The organism is Streptomyces sp. JL2001, from assembly GCF_050917515.1.
Taxonomy (GTDB): Bacteria; Actinomycetota; Actinomycetes; order Streptomycetales; family Streptomycetaceae; genus Streptomyces.
Window position 1 is genome coordinate 3,136,519 of record NZ_CP169421.1, and the last position, 21,234, is coordinate 3,157,752.

A 21,234-nucleotide genomic window follows, 5' to 3' on the forward strand; every position below is an offset into this window, starting at 1 on the left:
CATACTCCCCAGCCACCCGGACCGTACGGTGAAACCATGACGACGACGAAAGCCCCGGCCCCCACGACCGCGGCCCCGCATCCGACCGGCGACGACGCGACGACCGGGTACGCGCACGAGCACGCACCCCGGCTCCCCTTCGCGGAGCGACTCCCCGAGTTCTACCGGGCCATGCTCCGGCTGGAGACGGCCGCCGCCCAGGGCGTCGACCCGACCCTCTACCACCTGATCAAGATCCGCGCCTCGCAGGTCAACCACTGCGCCTTCTGCATCGACATGCACACCAAGGACGCGCTCGCGGAGGGCGAGTCGGTCGAGCGGATCGTCCAGCTCTCCGCCTGGGAGGAGTCCCGGCACTTCTACACCGAGCGGGAGCTCGCCGCCCTCGCGCTGACCGAGGCGGTCACCGTCCTCACCGACGGCTTCGTCCCCGACGCGGTGTACGCCCGGGCCGCCGCCGTCTTCGACGAGACCGAACTGGCCCGCGTCATCGCCGCGATCACCGTCATCAACGCCTGGAACCGGATCGCCGTCTCCACCCGTATGACGCCCGGTCACTACACCCCCGGGATGTACAAGAAGTGACCGCCGGGGCGCTCCGCGCGCTGCACCGCGACCGGGCCGCGGAGGATCCGCTGGTGGTGCCCGGCCCCTGGGACGCGGCCTCGGCGCGGGTGTTCGAGGAGGCAGGCTTCGCCACGCTCGCGACGCCGAGCGCGGGGATCGCCGCCGCCCTCGGACACGCGGACGGGCAGACCCCGGCGGAGGAGATGTTCGCCGCCGTGGCCAGGATCGTGCGGGCCGTGTCCGTACCGGTCACCGCGGACCTGGAGGACGGCTACGGCCTGTCGCCGCGTGAACTGGTGGCACGGGTCCTGGAGACCGGCGCGGTGGGCGTCAACCTGGAGGACTCCGTCCGGTCCGGCGGGCTCGGGGATCCGCGGGCCCAGGCCGACCGGCTCGCGCAGGTGCGGGAGGCCGCGGGCGGGGAGCTCTTCGTCAACGCGCGCACGGACACCTACCTCGCCGCGTCCGCGTCCGGGGATCCGGCCGCCGACGCGATCGAGCGCGGCCGGCTCTACGTGGCGGCCGGGGCGGACTGCGTCTATCCGATCGCCGCCCCCGCGTCGGATCTGCCCCGGCTGAGCGCCGGGATCGGCGCACCGCTCAACTTCCTGTCCCGGCCGGGCGGTCCGTCCGCCGCCGACGCCGGACGGCTCGGCGCGACCCGGATCACCTTCGGCCACGGCCTCCTGCTGCGCACCCTGCACGGCGTCGCGGACCTGGCCCGGGAGCTGAGGACGGCCTGAGGACGGCCCGCGGGCGGCCCGGGCCCCGGGTCGCCCGGAGCTCGCGCGTCCGGGGCCGGCCGCCCCGGACGCGCGGACGGCCTCGCGCCGGAGTCAGGGCGGCCCGGGCCGGAAGAAGTCCAGCGCGATGCGCAGGGTCTCCTTCTGCTGGGGCCAGTCGGCCACCGGGCCGGCGACCAGGATCGCGTACTGGCGGCCGTCCGTGGCCGTGAAGGCCCGGTCGACGACCTGCCGGCGTCCGCCCTCCCGGTCGTAGGCGTACACCAGCTCGGCGGCGTCGGCCGGAGCGCCGGCCTCGCCGGAGACCGGGCCGAGGCTGATCTCGCGATAGCCCGGGTTCTTCCCGGCCAGGTCCCGGGACGCCTGCTGCAGTGCCGTGTACGGCGTGACGTCGGCCCCTTCGAGCAGGAAGATCTGCACCAGGCTCGTGTCGTCGGGCGAGTGGTAGAAGATCCCACCGGCGCCCTCGTCGGTACGGGTCCAGTTCACCGGGACGGCGATGGTGAAGCCCCGCGCGTCCTCGACCGCGTGGTAGCCCGGCGGAGGCAGGTCGTCCATCGGGGCGCCGCCTGCCGAGGGTGAGCCCGACGACGGGCCGGGGTCCGTCGGGGAGCCGGGGTCCGTCGGGGCGCCGGAGGCCGACGCCGGGTCCGTCGCGGTCACCGTGGCGCCCGGGGCGCCGCCCTGGGCCCCGCGCCCCTCGTCATCGCCGCCCCAGACCAGCAGGCCGCCGACGGAGCCGGCCGCCAGTACGGCCACGACGACACCCGCCACCAGCGCGTTGCGCGAGCGGGAGGCAGCGGGCCCGGGTTCGTGCGGAGGCGGGCCGGGGGCGTACCCGGGGGGAGGCGGGACGAGCGGGCCGCCGGCCGGCCGGCCGGTTCCGCCGCCGGGCCCCGGCGCGGCGGGGCCGGGCACACCGGCACCGCCGCCGGGGTCCGCCGTGCCGCCCGGACCCGTCTCCCAGCTCTGCGTCTCGTCGTTCCAGCGGGCTCTGTCCCCGATACCGCCCACCTCACCCTCCGAGGAGCGCGGCGACAGCCTGGCCGACGGCGACGCCCGAGGCCAGGATCCCGGTCACGGCGCCCGCGTCGCCGAGGGCCTGGCGCAGTCGCGCCAGCCGCCCCCGGCCCGCCTCGCCGGTGCCCTCGATCTCGTCCTCGGCGTCGGACAGTTCGGCGTCGAGCGCGGCCGTCTGCTCCGAGGCGACCACGTTCCCCAGATCCGCGCGGAGCCGGCGGATGGCCTGGAGCAGTTCCTCCTGCGCGGGGTCGCGCACCGGCTCGCCCGCACCGCCCTCGTGCTGCGTCACGGTGTTGTTGTCGCCGATGGCGAACGCGCCGTGCACACTGCCGATGTGGATGCCGCCGGCACGGTCGTTGTTCGGGTCAGCCACGGTCGCCTCCGGCCTTGGACGTGAAGGTCTTCTGGGTGATGGTGTTGTGGTTGCCGACGCCGACGGCTCCCTTGGCGGTCTCGATGAAGACGCCGCCCTCGGCCACGTTGACGATCTTCTGCTCGAACTCGCCGGTCTCGTAGCCGGCTTCGCGCAGCGCGACGGTCACGCCGCCCGCCACCCGGTCCTGGATGCTCTTCAGATAGCGGCTGACGTCCATCTCCTGGAAGAGCGAGGCCTCGTCGTCCGAGCCGAGTTCGCGTACGGAGTGCAGCGGCCCCTCCGGCAGCGCGCCGGCGTGTCCGCCGGTGGCCAGTCGCCACAGGTGGCCGGCGGCCCTCCAGAGCGTGGCCAGGGCGTGTCCCGCGGAGCCCGGCACCTGGGCCAGTGCCCAGACGGCCTTGCCGAAGTGGTGGTTGTGGCGGTAGCGGTGGGCGATCCGGTCGGCGTGCCGGAAGAGCGGCTTCACCGGACGCAGGACGTGCGGGGCGACCTCCAGCATCAGCATGCCGCCCTGCGTGTGCACCCGGACGAAGACGGTGGTGACGATCTCCTCGCCCCAGCCTCCGACCCGGATGCGCAGGAAGTGCCGGCGGGCCTCGCCGCCCTCCTCGATGGCGCCCGAGCGGTGCTGCTCGAACTCCTCGGCGGTGGAGGGCGCGTGGGCTCGGCTCGGCAGTCCGTCGACCGGCAGGAAGACGGTCTCGTCGAGTTCCAGATCGCGCAGCCGGTCGCGCACCGCCGCCTGGAGCTGCGGAGATCCGTGGGCGGAGGGGACCCGCAGCGCCTCGACGAGCGGGACGATGTGCCGCATGATCGCGCTGTTGTCCAGCGGCTCGGGGGTGCGGTCCTTGCGCGGGCGCAGTTCGACCGAGAGCGACCACGGCTCGTACGGGCTGCCGGCACCGCAGAAGGGGTTGTCGGAGCGGTACAGGACGAGCCGGGAGTGCTGCTCGGTCCTGATGCGTTCGCGCAGCCGGCGGAAGCGGACGCCTTCGGCCCGCTCGGCCGGGTCGGACGAGGTGTCGGCGAAGCGTCCCCTGGACAGCTCACCGGTGAGCGCGCGGGCGAACTGGCCGCGCTGCACCGCCACCGCCCAGGCGAGGAGGAGCGGGATCGCGATCGTGATCCAGACCTCCAGCGCGCCGATGCCCCAGATCTCGGACGACGCCAGGTCGAGCGCGAAGCCCAGCAGATCGCCCACGTCGCCGAGTTCTCCGAACAGATCCCACCGGGTCTCCTCGTCGCCGAAGGCGAGGACGAGCAGGACGACGGCGGTCTGGAGGAGGCTGAGGCGGCCGTACCAGCGGAGCAGGAAGGCGGCGACGAGCCGGTGGACGGGCGGGTGGGCGGATCGTCCGCGGACCCAGCGGGCGATGCCGAGGATCAGGAAGGGCGCGATCAGCAGGGCGGCCAGGCCCTTGGTGAGCGGTACGGCGACGATCCAGAGGCCGAGGATCGCGGCGGACCAGCCGATCTCGACCCGGCGGGCGCGCAGGGCGTGGGCGAGGACGCGGGTGGCGTCCACACCGAGCGAGGGCGCGGCGACGCGCTCCTCGTGAACGTAGAGCTCGTCGATGACGGCGTCCCGGAAGGCGTCGTCGAGGTAGGTACCGGCACAGAGCAGTCGGGTCGCCTCACTGGCGGAGGGTAATCCGCGTGGATCGACGACCGGCGGACCGCCGGTGGGCCCCGGCTGACGGGGCACGAACGACTGAGTCAAAACTCCCCCGAAATACTCAACTGTCCGTATTCTCGCCCGACTTGTGCGTCGAGACGGAGTGGACAGCATAAGGGAGCGGAGGCGGTGCCGTCGGCCCCACGAAGACGGCGCCCCCGGCCGTGCAGGCCGGGGGCGCCGTCGTGTCGGTGCGGGGGCGGGTGCCGGACGGGATGCGTCCGGTCACCGGCCCGGGGGCACGCGGTGGGCTCAGATGAGGCCCAGCTCGCGGACCGCGTCGCGCTCCTCGGCCAGCTCCTGGACCGAGGCGTCGATGCGGGTGCGGGAGAACTCGTTGACGTCCAGACCCTGGACGATCTCGTACGCGCCGTCCTTGCAGGTGACGGGGAAGGAGGAGATCAGGCCCTCCGGGACGCCGTAGGAGCCGTCCGACGGGATGCCCATGGAGGTCCAGTCGCCCGCGGCGGTGCCGTTGACCCACGTGTGGACGTGGTCGATGGCGGCGTTGGCGGCGGAGGCGGCGGAGGACGCGCCACGGGCCTCGATGATCGCGGCGCCGCGCTTGGCGACGGTCGGGATGAAGGTGTCGGCCAGCCACGCCTCGTCGTTGACGACCTCGGCGGCGTTCTTGCCGGCGATCTCCGCGTGGAAGATGTCGGGGTACTGGGTCGCCGAGTGGTTGCCCCAGATGGTGAGGCGCTTGATGTCCTCGACGGAGGCGCCGGTCTTGGCGGCCAGCTGGGAGAGCGCGCGGTTGTGGTCCAGGCGGGTCATCGCGGTGAAGCGCTCGGCCGGGACGTCCGGGGCGGCGGCTTGGGCGATCAGGGCGTTGGTGTTGGCCGGGTTGCCGACGACGAGGACCTTGATGTCGTCCGCGGCGTGGTCGTTGATGGCCTTGCCCTGCGGCTTGAAGATGCCGCCGTTGGCGGCGAGCAGGTCGCCGCGCTCCATGCCCTTGGTGCGGGGGCGGGCGCCGACGAGCAGCGCGACGTTCGCACCCTCGAAGCCCTGGTTCGGGTCGTCGAAGATGTCGATGCCCTTGAGCAGCGGGAACGCGCAGTCGTCGAGCTCCATGGCGGTGCCCTCGGCGGCCTTCACGCCCTGCGGGATCTCGAGGAGGCGCAGTTTGACCGGCACGTCCGCGCCGAGCAGGTGGCCGGAGGCGATGCGGAAGAGCAGCGCGTAGCCGATCTGGCCGGCCGCGCCGGTCACGGTGACATTCACGGGAGTGCGGGTCATGGCGATCTCCGTAAGACAGCTGGCGGTGGGGGTCCCTGCCCCTGGTGCGGGATACCCCTCTTGATCGATCGGTGTCTCGACATGAAGAGATATCCAGCGGTCAGGCTATCCGACCCGGGACCCCTCCAATCTCCACCCCCTTGTGGTGCGGCTCACTGCCACCCGGTCGCACCCGGTCCGCGACCACCCGCCGCCGGGGCGGACCGCGGCCGTCGCCCCGCGCCGCGCGCACCCCGGCAGGCAGCCGTACGGAGGTGCCGGAATGGTCACTTCCGTGCCACAAGCAGCGGGCGGCCCTTGAACCTCATTGGCACGTACATGACGCTGAAATGCAGGCGGCGCCCGTCCTCCCACGGGGGAGAGGACGGGCGCCGTCGCACCGGTGACTCCGACAACGCCGCGAGACGCCGCAGCCGTCGTCGCGGGCCCGAGAAGAGCGCCCGGACAGGACCTAGGTCACCGTGAGATGGAGGATGTCCTCCAGGAACGGGATCCGCAGCCAGGGGTCCGGCTGCACCATCAGCGCGAGCAGCACGATCAACGCGCCCATCAGGCCGTACGTGACGAGGTCGGTGAAGCGCGACCGCACGGCGAGCATCCCCACGGACGGCAGCGCCCGCCGCAACGCGGCACCGGTCAGCAGGGCGACCCCGACGAGGATCGTGCCGACCCGGAACGACTGCGGGAAGAGGTCCGCCCCCACCACGAGCAGCCCCAGCCCGGCCAGGCCGAGCACGGTGAGCAGGGGCCACTGGCGCGCCGGAGCGGGCGCGTCCCCGGGGGCCGCCCGGCCGCCGCCCTCGGGACGGACGGTGCCGGTGGTCATCGCCGGGGGGCGCCGCGACCTGCCGCGGGCACCGGCCTCGTCCTCCGTACCGTCGGCACCGTCCGCCGGAGCGTCGGAGTCGGCGGAGTCGGTGGGGTCGCCGGAGCCGCCGGAGGCATCGGGGGCGTCGGAGGCGGTGGAGGCATCGGGGGCGGCCGGGGCCGTCACGTCCGCTCCGGCCTCCGCGTCCGACGCCGCGCCGCGCCCGGAGGCGTCCGCCGGTGCCGCCTCCCGCTCGTTGGCCGGACGGCCCGGGACGTCGGCCGGCCCGCCGGCGCCCTCGCCCGGGGCCCGGTCCGCCGTCGGCCTCTCGGCGCCGGAGGCGCCCACCGTGGTCACGGTCAGAGCGCCGCGGCCGCGCGCTCCGCGGCCTCGACGACGTTGACCAGGAGCTGCGCCCGGGTCATCGGGCCCACGCCGCCGGGGTTCGGCGAGATCCAGCCGGCCACCTCGGCGACGTCGGGGTCGACGTCGCCCAGGATCTTGCCCTCGCCGTTGCGGGAGACACCGACGTCCAGCACCGCGGCGCCCGGCTTCACGTCCTCCGCCTTGATCAGGTGGGGCACACCGGCCGCGGCCACGATGATGTCGGCACGCCGCAGGTGGGCGGAGAGGTCGCGGGTGCCGGTGTGGCACTGCGTGACCGTCGCGTTCTCCGAGCGGCGGGTGAGCAGCAGCGGCATCGGACGGCCGATGGTGACGCCGCGGCCGACGACCACGACCTCCGCGCCGTTGATCTCCACGCCGTGCTCGCGCAGCAGCTGGATGATGCCGTAGGGGGTGCAGGGCAGCGGCGCCGGCTCGTTCAGGACGAGGCGCCCGAGGTTCATCGGGTGCAGGCCGTCCGCGTCCTTGGCCGGGTCCATCAGCTCCAGGATGCGGTTCTCGTCGATGCCCTTGGGAAGCGGCAGCTGCACGATGTACCCCGTGCACGCGGGGTCCTCGTTGAGCTCCCGTACGACCGCCTCGATCTCCTCCTGCGTGGCGGTGGCGGGCAGCTCGCGCTGGATCGAGGCGAGCCCGACCTGCGCGCAGTCGCGGTGCTTGCCCGCCACGTACTTCTGGCTGCCCGGGTCGTCGCCGACCAGGATCGTGCCGAGACCGGGGGTCAGGCCCTTCTCCTTCAGGGCCGCCACACGGACGGTCAGATCGGACTTGATCGCGGCTGCGGTGGCCTTGCCATCGAGAATCTGGGCGCTCATGGCTCCATCCTCCCGGATGACCCCCGCGTTGTTCCAATTCGTCGGCACGGGGACGTCCACCGGCCGGAACAAGGCATTGCATGTGCACAACTCCCCCGCATACCGACTGGACAAGGAGTCGACGCTCCGACGACGATGGCCGCGCAGAACCGCGGGCAGTGCCGGGGGGCAAAACCGCACATAAGCTGTGAAAATCCTCCGCTCGGGCCGCGTCGTCCCCGCACAACCCCACGGAGGAATCCCGCGATGAGCTTCGGCGAACCGAACAACCCCTACGGACAGCAGCCCCAGGGCGGCCAGCAGCCCGGCTACGGCTACCCGCAGCAGGCTCCGCAGGGCGTCCCGTCGCAGTACGGCTACCCGCAGGCTCCGCCGGTCCAGCAGCCCTACGGCGGCGGCTACCCGGGCGCCGCCATGGAGATGCCGGGCGGCGTGAAGGCGGCCCGCGTGATGCTGTGGATCATCGGCGGCCTCAACCTGATCGGCGCGCTCGCGATCATCGTGATGGCCCTCGTCGCCTTCGACGAGCTCGACACCTCCGGCGCCTCCAGCGCCGACGCGCAGGCGTTCCAGGACTTCGGCCAGGGCGTGCTCGTCGGCATCGGCGTCTTCGCGCTGATCTTCGCCGTCCTCGGCATGGTGCTGGCCGCCAAGTTCAAGTCTGGTGGCAACGGCGTGCGCATCTGCTCCATCGTCTACGCCGCCTTCATCGTGCTGTTCGCCCTGTTCTCGCTGCCCCTGGGCATCATCAGCCTCGCCCTCGGCGTCCTGATCATCGTCTTCTGCGCGAAGGCGGACGGCTCGGCCTGGTTCAACCGGTACAAGCAGCAGTACTGATCCGGTCACGCCGAAGGGGCCCGGTTCCGTCTCGGAACCGGGCCCCTTCGGCGTGACGGGGGCCCGGACGGGAACCGGGCCCCTCGCGTGTGCACACGTCAGGCTCGCCGCATCACCACGAACTGGCCGGCCCGCGCCGAGACCTCGTAGCGCGCCTCCGGATGGAGCTGGGACGCCAGCTGCACCGGGTCGGTGATCGGCTGGGACCAGCCCGAGTCGAGGTCGAGCGCGAGGTAGTCGGGGCTGACGCCCTTGGCGCCACCCACCCAGTACACCGTGTGGTCGGCGGTGAGGTGGGCCATGAGCGTCACGTTGGTCTCGACGCTCGTCCCCTCCGGGACCGCGTCGACCGCCCGCCGGGCGTCGAGCGTGCGGACGTCCGTCCGGTACGTCTCCGAGCGCAGCAGTTCGCGCAGCGGCAGGTCCAGGGCCAGCACGATCGCGACCGCCGTGACGACGGGGACGACGACCTTCCCGTACGACACCAGCCAGGCCTGCGGGGAGGTGCGCACGGAGCGGACGCCGTCCACCAGGGCGAGGAAGACGACGGGCATCAGGATCGCGCTGTAGTGCCAGAGCATCCCCCAGTGGTTGGGGTCCTGGGACAGGAAGCGCCAGCCGAGCGTCGGCAGGACCAGCAGCAGCAGCGGGGAGCGCAGCGCGAGGAATCCGGTGATGCCGACGAGGAAGAGGAGCATCTCCCACTTCACGTCGGAGCCGAGCGAGTTCAGCAGGACGTCCGTGAACGAGACCTGCGTGCCGGCGCTCGACTTCTCGATCTTGGCCCAGTAGTCGTACTGGCCGACCCGGCTCGCGGTCGGGATCAGCACCAGGACCGTCAGGGCGAAGGCGCCGACGCCGAAGCCGGCCAGGGCGCCGCCGAGGCGCTTGCGCCCCCGCAGGAAGAGGACGGCGCCGACCATGGCGACCGTGAGCCCCATGTCCTCCTTGACCAGGACGAGGGGGGCGGCCCAGGCGGCCGCGGCGGTCCAGCGCGAGAGCAGCAGGGCCCGGCAGGTCAGGGCGAGCAGCGGGACGGCGAAGGCGATCTCGTGGAAGTCGGACTTGACCGCCTCCTGCAGACCCCAGGACAGCCCGTAGGCGACCGTGATCCCGAGTCCCGCGGCACGGCTGCCGAGGACCTGCTGGGCGGTGTGGCCGACGACGACGGCGGAGGCGGCGAACAGCGCGGCCTGGGCGAAGAGGAGGGCGAGGGGGGAGGACCAGATCCAGTACAGCGGCGCGAGCAGGGCGGTGACCGGACTGAAGTGGTCCCCGAGTATCAGGAATCCGGGGCCCTTGATGTCGACGATCGGCGCGCGGAGCTCGGAGTAGGCGCGGACGGACTGCTCGAAGATCCCCAGGTCCCAGGACGGCGTACGGAAGCGCTCGTACTGGACGTAGGAGTAGAGGAAGTACAGCCCGCAGAGCACGGCCGCCACGGCGACGTACGGGCGCAGCGGTGTCCCGGGTCCGGCCTCCGGGCGGCCCTTCTCCGTGTCGACGACGGCGTCGGCGGCGACGGTGGTCTCCGCCGCCCCGCTCTGTACATCCAACACCGCGCCCCCACTACCAGCCGCCGACGAAAGAGCAACCCATTAGACCAGAGACCACCCGAACGGCGGGATGGCCGGCGAGGGCGGGCTCCCGTGCCGGCCGAGCGCCGCCCGCCCCCGGGAGGGAGTACGGCGAAGGCCCGCCGGTCGGGTGACCGGCGGGCCTCCGCCCCGTGCCCGTCAGTGGAAGAAGTGGCGCGTACCCGTGAAGTACATGGTCACGCCCGCCTTCTTCGCGGCCTCGACGACCAGCTCGTCGCGGACCGAGCCACCCGGCTGCACGACCGCCCTGACGCCGGCCTCCAGCAGGATCTCCAGGCCGTCGGGGAAGGGGAAGAACGCGTCGGAGGCGGCGAAGGAGCCGCGCGCCCGCTCCTCGCCCGCCCGCTCGACGGCGAGCTTCGCGGAGTCGACGCGGTTGACCTGGCCCATGCCGACGCCGACCGAGGCGCCGCCCTTGGCGAGCAGGATGGCGTTGGACTTGACCGCGCGGCAGGCCTTCCAGGCGAAGCCGAGCTCGGCCAGCTCCTCGGCGGACAGCGCCTCGCCGGTCGCCAGGGTCCAGTTCCCCGGCTCGTCGCCGTCGGCCTGGAGGCGGTCGGTGACCTGGAGGAGCGCGCCGCCGTCGATGGGCTTGACCTCGACCGGGTTGGCCGGGGCGCCCTCGGCGCGCAGCACGCGGATGTTCTTCTTCTTGGCGAGGACCTCGACGGCGCCGTCCTCGTAGCCGGGGGCGACGATGACCTCGGTGAAGATCTCGGCGACCTGCTCGGCCATCGCGACCGACACCGGGCGGTTGACCGCGATCACGCCGCCGAACGCGGACAGCGGGTCGCACGCGTGCGCCTTGCGGTGGGCCTCGGCCACGTCCGCGCCGACGGCGATGCCGCACGGGTTGGCGTGCTTGATGATCGCGACACACGGCTCGGCGTGGTCGTAGGCGGCGCGGCGGGCGGCGTCGGTGTCCGTGTAGTTGTTGTAGGACATCTCCTTGCCGTGCAGCTGCTCCGCCTCGGCCAGGCCGCCGGTGCCGTCGACGTACAGCGCGGCGCCCTGGTGCGGGTTCTCGCCGTAGCGCAGCACGTTCGAGCGCTCGTAGGTGTGGCCCAGGAAGTCGGGGAAGCCGGAGTCGTCGGCGGCGGCGTAGTCGTCGGCGAACCAGGAGGCGACGGCGACGTCGTACGCGGCGGTGTGCTGGAAGGCCTCGGCGGCCAGCCGCTTGCGGGCGGCGAGCTCGAAGCCGCCCTCACGCGCCGCGGTGAGCACGTCGGCGTAGCGCGCCGGGCTGGTGACGACCGCGACGGAGGGGTGGTTCTTGGCGGCGGCGCGGACCATGGAGGGGCCGCCGATGTCGATCTGCTCGACGCACTCGTCGGGGGTGGCGCCGGAGGCGACGGTCTCCCGGAACGGGTAGAGGTTCACGATCACCAGGTCGAAGGGCTCGACGCCCAGCTCGGCGAGCTGCCGCCGGTGGTCCTCCAGGCGGAGGTCGGCGAGGATGCCGGCGTGCACGCGCGGGTGGAGGGTCTTGACCCGGCCGTCCAGGCACTCGGGGAAGCCGGTGAGCTCCTCGACCTTGGTCACCGGGACACCGGCCGCGGCGATCTTCGAGGCGGTGGAGCCGGTGGAGACGAGGGAGACACCCGCCTCGTGCAGGCCGCGGGCCAGCTCCTCCAGGCCGGTCTTGTCGTAGACGCTGACGAGTGCGCGGCGGATGGGGCGCTTCGTACCTTCGGCGGTCACGGGATTGTTACCTTTCGTCCCTCAATGCGGTAGCCGTGCCGGGCCAGACGCCCCACGACCTCGACGAGCAGCGAACGCTCGACTTCCTTGATGCGCTCATGGAGAGCGGCTTCGTCGTCCTCGTCCCGGATCGCGACCACGCCCTGGGCGATGATCGGGCCGGTGTCGACGCCGTCGTCGACGAAGTGGACGGTGCATCCGGTGACCTTCGCGCCGTACGCGAGTGCGTCCCGCACGCCGTGGGCACCGGGAAAGCTGGGCAGCAGCGCCGGGTGGGTGTTGACGAACCGGCCACCGAAGCGGGCGAGGAACTCCTTGCCGACGATCTTCATGAAGCCGGCCGAGACGACCAGGTCCGGCTCGTGCGCGGCGGTGGCCTCGGTCAGCGCGCGGTCCCACTCCTCGCGGGTGGCGAAGTCCTTCACCCGGCATACGAAGGTGGGAAGCCCGGCGCGCTCGGCGCGCTCCAGTCCGGCGATGTCCCCGCGGTCGGCGCCGACGGCGACGATCTCGGCGCCGTACCCGTCGGGGTCGGCGGCGATGGCGTCGAGCAGGGCCTGGAGGTTGGTGCCGGACCCTGAGACCAGGACGACGAGGCGGGCGGCGGCCACGGTGGGGACTCTTTTCGCGTTGCGGCGGAGGCGGCTTGGTCGACGGGCTGCGTCTTTGTGCGGTCGTACGAATGAATCGTGTCCCCGGATACGGGGAACCCTACGAAGGGCTCGACCGTCAGCAACGATACCGGCACACCGGACGGCCCCCACGGGACGGGGGCGTGACCGGGGGGTAGCGTCGGGGTTCGACGGCCGCCTCCAGCGCGGCCGGTACAACGGTCGACACCGCAGTCGCGACGACAGAGGGAAGACGTTCAGCAGATGCCGGAACGCCAGTCCACGGACGACAACAACCCGTTCGCGCCGCCGCCCGAGGGGCAGCCGGACCAGCCGTGGCAGCCACGGCGGCCGGAGGGCTCGGACGACGACGCGTCGTCCGGCCCGCCCTCGGACTCCGGATCCTCGGGCGGCTCCGAGGGGCGCTGGAGCAGCCGCCAGCCGGGCCGCTCCTCCGACGGCTTCGGCCGCCGCCCCGAGCGCCCCTCCGGCCAGGGCGGCCCCGACGGCGGCCAGGGCCCCGGCCTGAAGTGGGACCCGACGGACCCGGCCCAGCGGCGGGCGCGGTACGCGCTCCTCTCCGGCATGTGGGCGTTCTTCTTCGCGATCTTCGAGATCCAGGAGCTCGCCCTGCTCCTGGGCGCGCTCGCCCTGTACTGGGCCGTCAGCGCCCTGCGTGCCAAGCCGAAGCCCGCGACCGCGGACCTGACCGCTCCGCCCGCGCCCGTCCCCGCCCCCGCCGCGGCGGCGGGACCCCCCGGCGCGCGGCCCGGAGCGGCCCGCTCGCAGCGCACGGCGGCCGTCAGCGGGCTGGTCGCCGGGGCCCTGGCCCTGCTGATCGTCGCGGGCAGCTTCACCATGCAGCTGGTCTACCGCGACTTCTACACCTGCGTCGACGACTCCCTGACCAAGTCCGGCCAGATGGCATGCAACGACCTGCTGCCCAAGCAGCTGCGGGACGTCTTCGGGGTGCGCGACTAGGTCCTGTCCGGCTCTTTCCAGGCCGGATCCCGGTCCGGATCCGGTTTCGGCGCCGGGGGCTGCGCGGACGTGGCGGACCGTGCGGATCCGAGGGAGCCCGCCGGCGGCGCCGGCTCCCAGGCCGCCGGCAGGAGGCCGTAGGCCTCGAACCCGAGCTCGTCCCCTTCCCCGTCCCCGTCCTCGTCGCGAACCGGCTCGGGCCCCGGCGTACGGGCCGCCTCCTCCGGCATCCCGGCGCGGTCCGGCGCCGCCACCGCGGCCGGTTCCGGCGCACCGGCCGCCGCGGGCGTCCGGTCACGCCGGGCCCAGGCCCGTACCCCCAGCGCCGTGGGAACGCCCACCACCGCGCACCACAGCACCGCCGCCGCCCCCGTCTGCCACCACACCGGGCCGAACGCGGACAGTCGGCCCGAGCCGAGCGGACCGCCCGCGAGCGCCGCGAGCACGGCCAGCGCCGCCCCGCACGCCCACGACGCCACCAGGGCCGTCAGCACCGTCTCCTTGGCCGTCCACCGCCGCGCCGACCGGCCCGCACACCACCCCAGCAGCAGCGCCGCCACGGCCGGGACCACCGCCGCGGTCCAGTGCGGCCAGGAGCCCCGGCCCGCGGCCGGCAGCGCGGCCAGCAGCGGGAAGGGCGGCACGGCCGCCGCCCCGGGGAGCCCCAGCGGGGTCGCCCACGCGCCGCTGCCGAGCGCGAAGCCGGGGCCGAGCCCGTACGACGCGGCCCACACCGCCGCGTTCGGCACCAGCGTCAGGGCCAGCAGCAGCACCGACACCCGGCCGGACCAGTCGTCGGCCAGCCCGTCGAAGGACGCGTGCGCCGCGCCCGCGTGCCAGGCCAGCGAGACCGTGACCAGCAGGGCCCCGCCGGCGAGCAGGGCCACCACCGCGAGCACGGCCGCACGCAGCCCCACCGCCGCGTGCTCCTGCCGGGGCAGCGGCCGCCCGGCAGCCGTCCAGACCCCCAGACCGGCCGAGGCGACCACCGTCACGGGCAGCCACAGCGCCGCCGCGAGCGGGTCGGCAGGCAGCGGACCGTTCGCCGCCGAGGCCACCACACCCACCGCGACCAGCAGGTATCCCCCGGAGACCGCGCCCACCGCACCGGCCGCCGTGAGCCTGGGCCGGCCCTCCTCCGCATCGGAGGTGTCCCGGGCGGCCCGGTGCGCCAGCCAGCCCGGCAGGGCCATGAGCAGCATCGGGGCCACTCCGAGCGGGGCGGCCACGCCGGACAGGGTGTCCGTGCGGACCAGGTCCACCCCGTGGGCCAGCAGCCACAGGCCGGCGGCCAGGTGGAGCGCCCCGCCGGGCCCGCCGTCGGGGTACGGGGAGGTGATCCACGCGGCGGTCACCAGGACCGCCAGTCCGCCGATACCGAGGCCCGCGGCGGCACCTCCGCGCACGCACGCGTCGACCAGCGTGGCGGAACGGCCGCCCCTGACCAGCGGATCGGGCGACAACGGCGGGGTGTGCTCGGTCACTTGGCTCACGCGCCCATGCTGCCCCCGACACGCGCTTTTCTCGCGTAACAGGCAAACCGCCGTTGTGTCGCTCAAGATACGTTTATGTACTTTTCCGCCCGGAGTAGCTCTGCGGGAGGTCGTCGCCGATGAGTCCGATGAGCCGGAGTGCCGCCGATTCCGCGTCCGCAGCCCCGCTGCCCTCCCCCAAGGAGCGCCGCCGACTGCGCGAGGCCAGGGCCCTCAGCGAGGCCCAGGTCGCGGAGGCCGTGGGCGTCACGCGGGCCACCGTCCGGTCCTGGGAGACCGGTCGCACCGATCCGCGGGGACGCAAGCTGGAGGCGTACGTGAAGCTGCTCGGTGCGCTCGACGAGGGTCCCGACGAGGAGCCGGGCGACGGGCAGCGGCCCGGCGCGGAAGGACCGTGTCACCCGTCCGGCGGTACGGCTCCGGCCGGGACCGCGACCACCCCGGACACCCCGGCACGTGGCCGGCCGGCCGGGCCCCCGCCCGCGACCACCCCCGCCGCGGGCACCCGGCCCAGGACGGCGGCCAAGCGCGCGGCCAAGCCGCCCCGGAGTCCCGCGGCTGCCCCCGTCGGCCGCAGGGGCCTCCAGCAGCCGCAGGAGCGGCTGAAACCGGTCGACGCGGCCCGGCAGGCCCGTACGACGGCCCTCGCCGACGCGCCGCCCCGGCCCGCGGGCGAGCCCGGCACCCGGGACACGGAGCCCGCCCTCACCCCCGAGGAGGCCTTCGACGCGCTGTACGCCCACGCCGCCGCCGGCCTCGTCCACCAGGCGTACCTGCTCACCGGACGCCGTCGGCTCTCCCGGGAGTCCGTGGAGCACGCCTTCCTGCTCGCCTGGCAGCGCTGGCCCGAGGTCGCGGTCGACCGCGACCCGGTGGGCTGGGTCCGGGCGGCGGCGTACGAGTACGCGCTCTCCCCCTGGCACCGGCTGCGCCGGGCCCACCGGCATCCGGACGGCCCGCCCGCCGAGCCCGACCGAAGGGCCCTGCTGGGCGCCCTGCTGGAGCTGCCGCCGCCGCACCGGCGCACGGTGCTGCTCTACGACGGACTCGGTCTCGACCTGCCGGAGACCGCCGCCGAGACCGAGGCGAGCACCCCCGCCGCCGCCAACCGGCTGCTGCACGCCCGTACGGTCATCGGGACGCACGTCCCCGAGCTCGCCCATCCCGACGACCTGCACCACCGGCTGGGCCGGCTGGTCGCGGACGCGCCGGCGGCCACGCTCGCGGAGCCCGCGGCGGTCCGCACGCTGGGCGAGCGGCGCGGCCGGATGTGGACCCGTACGGCCTTCGGCGTGACGGCGGCGCTCATCGCCATGACCGCCTTCACGGTCGCCACGGCGCCGACGGAGTACATCCCGGTGAACGCTCCCGGCCAGACCGTCGAGGGCGTCCCGGTCCGCGGCGGCTCGCCGCAGCTCACCCCGGGGGACAAGCAGCTGCAGGAGCTGCTGCGCAATCAGCCGCACCACGGGCCGGAGCGGCTCGTCCCCGACTCGCACTGACCCGCCGGGACGGCCCCGGGCGGTACGCACGAGGGCCCGGGCCCGTGAAGGGCCCGGGCACATGAGAGGGCCCCGCCCCCGGTCTCCCGGGTGCGGGGCCCTCTCAGCTGCGGAGATCCGCTGGTCAGCCCGCGAGGATGGCGCGCGCCAGCTTGGCCGTCTCGGTCGGCGTCTTGCCGACCTTGACGCCGGCGGCCTCGAGGGCCTCCTTCTTCGCCTGGGCGGTGCCGGAGGAGCCGGAGACGATGGCGCCGGCGTGGCCCATGGTCTTGCCCTCGGGCGCGGTGAAGCCCGCGACGTAGCCGACGACCGGCTTGGTGACGTTGGCCTTGATGAAGTCGGCCGCACGCTCCTCGGCGTCGCCGCCGATCTCGCCGATCATGACGATCAGGTCGGTGTCGGGGTCGGCCTCGAACGCCGCGAGGGCGTCGATGTGCGTCGTGCCGATGACCGGGTCGCCACCGATGCCGACGGCGGACGAGAAGCCGATGTCACGGAGCTCGTACATCATCTGGTACGTCAGCGTGCCGGACTTCGAGACCAGGCCGATGCGGCCCGGCTTCGTGATGTCGCCCGGGATGATGCCGGCGTTGGACTGGCCGGGGGTGATCAGACCCGGGCAGTTCGGGCCGATGATCCGGGTCTTGTTGCCCTTCGACTGCGCGTACGCCCAGAAGGCGGCGGAGTCGTGGACGGCGATGCCCTCGGTGATGACGACGGCGAGGGGGATCTCGGCGTCGATCGCCTCGATCACGGCGGCCTTGGCGAAGGCCGGCGGGACGAAGAGGACCGAGACGTTGGCGCCGGTCTCCTTCATCGCCTCGGCGACGGAGCCGAAGACCGGGACCTCGGTGCCGTCGAAGTCGACGGACGTGCCGGCCTTGCGGGGGTTCACGCCACCGACGATGTTGGTGCCGTCACCCAGCATGAGCTTGGTGTGCTTCATGCCCGTGGCACCGGTCATGCCCTGGACGATGACCTTGCTGTCCTTGGTGAGGAAGATAGCCATGGTGTGCTTGACCTCGTCCCTTACTTCGCAGCCGCGAGCTCGGCGGCCTTGTCGGCCGCGCCGTCCATGGTGTCCACGCGCTGCACGAGCGGGTGGTTCGCGTCCGACAGGATCTTGCGACCCAGCTCCGCGTTGTTGCCGTCGAGGCGCACGACCAGCGGCTTGGTGACCTCTTCGCCCTTCGAGGCGAGGAGCTCCAGCGCCTGGACGATGCCGTTGGCGACCTCGTCACAGGCGGTGATGCCACCGAAGACGTTGACGAACACGGACTTGACGTCCGGGTCGCCCAGGATGATCTCCAGGCCGTTCGCCATGACCTCGGCGGAGGCGCCGCCACCGATGTCGAGGAAGTTGGCGGGCTTCACGCCACCGTGGTTCTCACCGGCGTACGCGACGACGTCCAGGGTCGACATGACCAGGCCGGCGCCGTTGCCGATGATGCCGACCTCGCCGTCGAGCTTGACGTAGTTGAGGTTCTTGGCCTTGGCGGCAGCCTCGAGCGGGTTGGCTGCGGCCTTGTCCTCGAGCGCCTCGTGGTCGGGCTGACGGAAGTCGGCGTTCTCGTCGAGAGACACCTTGCCGTCCAAGGCCAGGATGTCGCCGGAGGCGACCTTGGCCAGCGGGTTGACCTCGACGAGGAGCGCGTCCTCGGCGACGAAGGTGTCCCACAGGGTCACGAGGACCTCGGCGACCTTCTCGGCCACCTCGGCCGGGAACTTCGCCAGGGCGACGATCTCGCGGGCCTTCTCGATGTCGACGCCCTCGACGGCGTTGACGGGCACCTTCGCGAGCTTCTCGGGGGTCGTCGCGGCGACCTCCTCGATGTCCATGCCACCGGCCACGGAGGCCATGGCGAGGAAGGTGCGGTTGGTGCGGTCGAGGAGGTACGAGACGTAGTACTCCTCGAGGATCTCCGGAGCGGTCTCCGCGATCATCACCTTGTGGACCGTGTGGCCCTTGATGTCCATCCCGAGGATGTCCGTCGCGCGGGCGACGGCCTCGTCCGGGGTCGCGGCCAGCTTCACGCCGCCGGCCTTGCCGCGGCCGCCGACCTTCACCTGCGCCTTGACGACCGACTTGCCGCCAAGACGCTCGGTGGCCTCGCGCGCCGCCTCAGGCGTGTCGATGACTTCACCGGCCAGCACCGGTACACCGTGCTTGGCGAAGAGGTCCCTCGCCTGGTACTCGAACAGGTCCACGCGCGTCCGTCCCTTTTCTGATGATCGCGGTTCGTTGTCTGCGTGGGCGTGCCGCGAAGGGCAACGTGACTGCGCTGTCACAAGGGAGGCGTACACGGTGTCCGTGGACGCGGCATGTCCGTCTCGCAGGTTATCCCCGAGGGGCGTGGGTCCCTAAATCGCAGGTCACAACCGAGCGGTGATACGGGTCACAGATCGTAGGGGACACGGGGCGTTCCGTAGGGGTGGGGGCGGGCGGCCCCGTGGCCCGGGAGGCAGGCGGGAGCAGGGCTCCGCGCCCCTCACGACGCGCCCGGCCGCGAGGTGAGGGGCACGCGGGCGGGTGTGTGATATGGACCTCAGTCTCCCCCGGGGCACCCGGCCGGGTGGCGGCCGGGCGACGGAATCCGCACCTGAGCGGGCGAGGGGGAGGGGCCGACGGGCGCGGGGAGACGCGGAGCGATCGGGCTCGGGAAGGGGTGGCCGGGGCGGGGGCGGCGCGGGTGGGTGGGTGCGCGCCGTGGGGCGGGGGAAAGGGGGCGCCCCCGGGCCGAGGTCGGACCGGGGGCGCCTGGTGGGTCGGGTGTGGTCAGCCCGCGTAGTTCGGGACGTAGTCCGGGGTGACCGTGCCGGCCGCGCCCTGGACACCGGTCACGGCGTTGCCCGCGAGCGGGCGGACGCCGTCGGTGACGGATCCGGCCAGGCCCGCGGCGCTGCCGCCGACGCCCTGGACGACCGGCTGGACCTGGTCGACGACCGCGCCGACGAGCGGCTCCACGGAGTCGGTGACGCCGTGGGCGAACTGCGGCACCTCGGTGACGACCCCGCCGCCCAGCAGTCCGGCGTCGCCGACGACCTGGCCGACGACCGGCAGCACCGCCTCGACCGCGGTGGCGGCGAGGGGCGGCAGCACGTCCTGGGAAGCGCCGGTCACGACCGGGGTGACCTGGGCCTCGGCCCCGGTGACGTACCCGGGCGTCCGCTCCAGCTCGGGCGCGAACGCCGAGAGCGGACCGAAGAGGTAGTCCACCTCCGTGTCCGGCGCCTGGACCTCGGGGGCCTGGAAGGCAGGAGCCCGGAGGTCGAGCGCGTGGAGGTCGGGAGCCTGCGGGGCGGCGGGCGCCGTGAGGTCCGGGGCCTGGAGGTCGAGGGCCTGGAGGTCGGGGGCCTGGAGGTCGGGAGCCTGGAGGTCGGGAGCCTGGAGGTCGGGGGCCTGCGGGGCGGCGGGCGCCGTCAGGTCCGGGGCCTGGAGGTCGAGGGCCTGCGGAACCGTCGGGGCCTCCAGGTCCGGGGTCTGCGGCGCCGACGGGGCCTGGAGCTTGCCCTGGACGGCGTCCCTGACGGTGTCCTCGGCGCCCGTGGCCGCGCCCTGGACGTCGTCCACGGCGTCGACGACCTGGTCCGGCGTGGACAGCGGGACGGGGAGGGGCTGCTCGTCCGCGCTCGCGACGGCGGTGCCCAGGGCCCACACACCGGTGGCGGTGGCGGCGACGGCGAGGGAACGGCGGAGGTTCTTGTTCATGGGTGGATCGATTCCTTCGAATGCTTCGGCGTGAGAGGAAAGGCGGGGACGACCGCCCGGCCTAGCCGGGGAATTCGAGGACTTCGAGAGCTCTGTCGAGCGGTACGGCGACGGTCGCGGGCAGCGTCGCGCCCCGCACGGACCCGCCGTGGGGCGCGGCCGGGTGCACCGCCGCCTCGTGCTGGTCGGCGCCACGGGGCGCCTGGACCTGTCCCGTGCCGGATCCCCCGCAGGGCAGCGAAGGGGCGTGCGCCGGTACCGGGAGGCCGGCGGCCCGTCCGGGTCCGGCCGAGTCGTGCCGCTGCGCCGCCACGTGGCCGGAGCCGCGGAGCGGAGCGTCGGCGGGTGCCGCCTCGGCGGCGCCGCGCGTCGGCGCGCCGGGGTCCTGGGCCGCCGGCTCGGCGGGGGGTGCGGGCCGCGGTGCCGGTTCCTGCGGCGCCGGGACCGGATCCGGGTTCGGCAGGGGCAGCGGGAGCGGGAAGGCGCCGACGACGGGCCGGACGAGTTCGCCCACGAGCGGGGTCTCCGCGGCCCTGCGCACGACTTCCCGGACCGTGTCCCGCACGGTCCCGGCCACCTGCTCGACCGGACGCTCGGCGACGCGCCCGACCTGACGCGCGGCCGCCGTGGCGGACGCGCCTCCCGCTGCCGCCCGGTCGACCGGGCGCTCGGCGGCCGGCGCGGACACGCGCTCGCCCACCCGTCCGGCCGGGCCGGTCGACGATCCGGTCACGCCCCGCGTCAGCCGCTCGCCCGACCCCTCGGCCACGCCCGGCTCGGGCGCCACAGGCGCCTCGGGCACGTCACGCACCGCGGGCACCAGGTTCGCCTCGGGGACGACGGGCAGCTCGGGCACGGCCTTCGGCTCGGACTGCCCGACCCCGTCGGTGCCCGGGGTCGCCGGAGACGTCGTCCCGGGCAGTGGCAGGCTCTCCGCCGCCTGTGCCCGGTCGCCGAGGATCACCCCGAGGGCCAGCAGGCCCCCGAGGAACACCAGCACGCCCAGCGCGCGCCGGACCGCCGTGCCGCGCGAGGAGCGCGGGACGGCGACGGGCTGCACGAGGGCGGCTGTGGTCACGAGGGAGGAGCCTCCGGAGGGGGCGGGCGGAACTATGGCTTCCGCGTACGTCGCCCCGATGCTTGCACGA

At 73.9% G+C, this 21,234-nt stretch carries 19 protein-coding genes; 5 read left to right on the forward strand and 14 right to left on the reverse strand.

The genetic code is table 11. The features are described 5' to 3' along the window. Positions 1-36: 36 nt before the first annotated feature. Together ACE1OA_RS13735 and ACE1OA_RS13740 are read left to right on the forward strand one after the other, a co-directional pair. A complete protein-coding gene (locus ACE1OA_RS13735) occupies positions 37-585 on the forward strand; it encodes a carboxymuconolactone decarboxylase family protein (protein WP_432752847.1) in 549 nt (182 codons plus the stop codon). Then, positions 582-1,310 carry an isocitrate lyase/PEP mutase family protein gene (locus tag ACE1OA_RS13740; RefSeq protein WP_432752848.1) on the forward strand — a complete coding sequence of 243 codons (729 nt, stop codon included), beginning with the start codon at positions 582-584 and terminating at the stop codon, positions 1,308-1,310. Before ACE1OA_RS13735 ends, ACE1OA_RS13740 begins: the two co-directional genes overlap by 4 nt. Before the next feature lie 93 nt (positions 1,311-1,403). Here ACE1OA_RS13740 and ACE1OA_RS13745 read toward each other — a convergent pair whose 3' ends face one another. The 6 genes from ACE1OA_RS13745 to ACE1OA_RS13770 form a co-directional block, all read right to left on the reverse strand. Further along, positions 1,404-2,324, reverse strand: coding sequence for a serine/arginine repetitive matrix protein 2 (locus ACE1OA_RS13745; RefSeq protein WP_384868238.1), 921 nt, complete (start codon positions 2,322-2,324; stop codon positions 1,404-1,406). 1 nt (position 2,325) lies between these two features. Further along, positions 2,326-2,706, reverse strand: coding sequence for a hypothetical protein (locus tag ACE1OA_RS13750; RefSeq protein WP_356780602.1), 381 nt, complete (start codon positions 2,704-2,706; stop codon positions 2,326-2,328). After that, positions 2,699-4,414, reverse strand: a complete 1,716-nt coding sequence (locus tag ACE1OA_RS13755) for a hypothetical protein (RefSeq protein WP_432752849.1) — start codon at positions 4,412-4,414, stop codon at positions 2,699-2,701. The genes ACE1OA_RS13750 and ACE1OA_RS13755 overlap by 8 nt, the downstream gene beginning before the upstream one ends. Positions 4,415-4,636: 222 nt before the next feature. Beyond that, positions 4,637-5,626, reverse strand: a complete 990-nt coding sequence (locus ACE1OA_RS13760; protein WP_356599477.1) for a malate dehydrogenase — start codon at positions 5,624-5,626, stop codon at positions 4,637-4,639. A 451-nt stretch (positions 5,627-6,077) separates the two neighbouring features. Next, positions 6,078-6,791: a DUF3017 domain-containing protein gene (locus ACE1OA_RS13765; RefSeq protein ID WP_432752850.1), complete on the reverse strand. Its 714-nt coding sequence runs from the start codon at positions 6,789-6,791 to the stop codon at positions 6,078-6,080. Positions 6,792-6,793: 2 nt separating this feature from the next. After that, positions 6,794-7,654 (reverse strand): bifunctional methylenetetrahydrofolate dehydrogenase/methenyltetrahydrofolate cyclohydrolase, encoded by an 861-nt coding sequence (locus ACE1OA_RS13770; protein ID WP_356599481.1) that lies wholly within the window; start codon positions 7,652-7,654, stop codon positions 6,794-6,796. Between the two features lie 246 nt (positions 7,655-7,900). On the opposite strand from ACE1OA_RS13770, the gene ACE1OA_RS13775 reads away from it, so the two are divergent. Further along, a complete protein-coding gene (locus tag ACE1OA_RS13775) occupies positions 7,901-8,491 on the forward strand; it encodes a DUF4064 domain-containing protein (RefSeq protein ID WP_356599483.1) in 591 nt (196 codons plus the stop codon). A 98-nt stretch (positions 8,492-8,589) separates the two neighbouring features. Here the strand turns inward: ACE1OA_RS13775 and ACE1OA_RS13780 are convergent, their stop codons facing one another. The 3 genes from ACE1OA_RS13780 to purN form a co-directional block, all read right to left on the reverse strand. After that, positions 8,590-10,050 carry a DUF2079 domain-containing protein gene (locus ACE1OA_RS13780; protein WP_356775971.1) on the reverse strand — a complete coding sequence of 487 codons (1,461 nt, stop codon included), beginning with the start codon at positions 10,048-10,050 and terminating at the stop codon, positions 8,590-8,592. Positions 10,051-10,227: 177 nt separating this feature from the next. Continuing rightward, the gene (gene purH / locus ACE1OA_RS13785; protein WP_356599487.1) at positions 10,228-11,790 is read right to left on the reverse strand and encodes a bifunctional phosphoribosylaminoimidazolecarboxamide formyltransferase/IMP cyclohydrolase; all 1,563 of its coding nucleotides are present in this window, start codon (positions 11,788-11,790) and stop codon (positions 10,228-10,230) included. After that, complete coding sequence (gene purN / locus ACE1OA_RS13790) at positions 11,787-12,401, reverse strand: phosphoribosylglycinamide formyltransferase (protein ID WP_356599489.1); 615 nt, start codon at positions 12,399-12,401, stop codon at positions 11,787-11,789. The genes purH and purN overlap by 4 nt, the downstream gene beginning before the upstream one ends. 264 nt (positions 12,402-12,665) lie before the next feature. Between purN and ACE1OA_RS13795 the strand changes: the two genes are divergently transcribed. Further along, positions 12,666-13,382, forward strand: coding sequence for a hypothetical protein (locus ACE1OA_RS13795; protein ID WP_356599491.1), 717 nt, complete (start codon positions 12,666-12,668; stop codon positions 13,380-13,382). On the opposite strand, the gene ACE1OA_RS13800 is transcribed toward ACE1OA_RS13795, so the two are convergent. Then, positions 13,379-14,875: a cell division protein PerM gene (locus ACE1OA_RS13800; RefSeq protein WP_432752851.1), complete on the reverse strand. Its 1,497-nt coding sequence runs from the start codon at positions 14,873-14,875 to the stop codon at positions 13,379-13,381. The two genes, ACE1OA_RS13795 and ACE1OA_RS13800, sit on opposite strands and share 4 nt — an antisense overlap. A gap of 128 nt (positions 14,876-15,003) precedes the next feature. Here ACE1OA_RS13800 and ACE1OA_RS13805 point away from each other — a divergent pair, with 128 nt between their 5' ends. Beyond that, positions 15,004-16,377, forward strand: coding sequence for a helix-turn-helix domain-containing protein (locus ACE1OA_RS13805; protein WP_432752852.1), 1,374 nt, complete (start codon positions 15,004-15,006; stop codon positions 16,375-16,377). 124 nt (positions 16,378-16,501) lie between these two features. Here ACE1OA_RS13805 and sucD read toward each other — a convergent pair whose 3' ends face one another. The 4 genes from sucD to ACE1OA_RS13825 all read right to left on the reverse strand — a co-directional run bounded on the left by sucD (position 16,502) and on the right by ACE1OA_RS13825 (position 21,164). After that, positions 16,502-17,386: a succinate--CoA ligase subunit alpha gene (sucD, locus tag ACE1OA_RS13810; RefSeq protein WP_147980828.1), complete on the reverse strand. Its 885-nt coding sequence runs from the start codon at positions 17,384-17,386 to the stop codon at positions 16,502-16,504. Between the two features lie 20 nt (positions 17,387-17,406). Continuing rightward, entirely contained in the window at positions 17,407-18,585 is a 1,179-nt protein-coding gene (gene sucC / locus ACE1OA_RS13815) for an ADP-forming succinate--CoA ligase subunit beta (RefSeq protein WP_147980827.1), read from the reverse strand. 568 nt (positions 18,586-19,153) lie between these two features. Beyond that, a complete protein-coding gene (locus ACE1OA_RS13820) occupies positions 19,154-20,086 on the reverse strand; it encodes a hypothetical protein (protein WP_432752853.1) in 933 nt (310 codons plus the stop codon). A 61-nt stretch (positions 20,087-20,147) separates the two neighbouring features. Further along, positions 20,148-21,164, reverse strand: a complete 1,017-nt coding sequence (locus tag ACE1OA_RS13825; RefSeq protein WP_384868222.1) for a hypothetical protein — start codon at positions 21,162-21,164, stop codon at positions 20,148-20,150. Positions 21,165-21,234 lie beyond the last annotated feature (70 nt).

Coding starts and splice junctions, on each gene's coding strand:
- ACE1OA_RS13735 (WP_432752847.1), top strand. CDS start 37: ATGACGACGACGAAAGCCCCGGCCCCCACGACCGCGGCCCCGCATCCG.
- ACE1OA_RS13760 (WP_356599477.1), bottom strand. CDS start 5,626: ATGACCCGCACTCCCGTGAATGTCACCGTGACCGGCGCGGCCGGCCAG.
- ACE1OA_RS13770 (WP_356599481.1), bottom strand. CDS start 7,654: ATGAGCGCCCAGATTCTCGATGGCAAGGCCACCGCAGCCGCGATCAAG.
- ACE1OA_RS13775 (WP_356599483.1), top strand. CDS start 7,901: ATGAGCTTCGGCGAACCGAACAACCCCTACGGACAGCAGCCCCAGGGC.
- ACE1OA_RS13795 (WP_356599491.1), top strand. CDS start 12,666: ATGCCGGAACGCCAGTCCACGGACGACAACAACCCGTTCGCGCCGCCG.
- ACE1OA_RS13805 (WP_432752852.1), top strand. CDS start 15,004: ATGAGCCGGAGTGCCGCCGATTCCGCGTCCGCAGCCCCGCTGCCCTCC.
- sucD (WP_147980828.1), bottom strand. CDS start 17,386: ATGGCTATCTTCCTCACCAAGGACAGCAAGGTCATCGTCCAGGGCATG.
- ACE1OA_RS13820 (WP_432752853.1), bottom strand. CDS start 20,086: ATGAACAAGAACCTCCGCCGTTCCCTCGCCGTCGCCGCCACCGCCACC.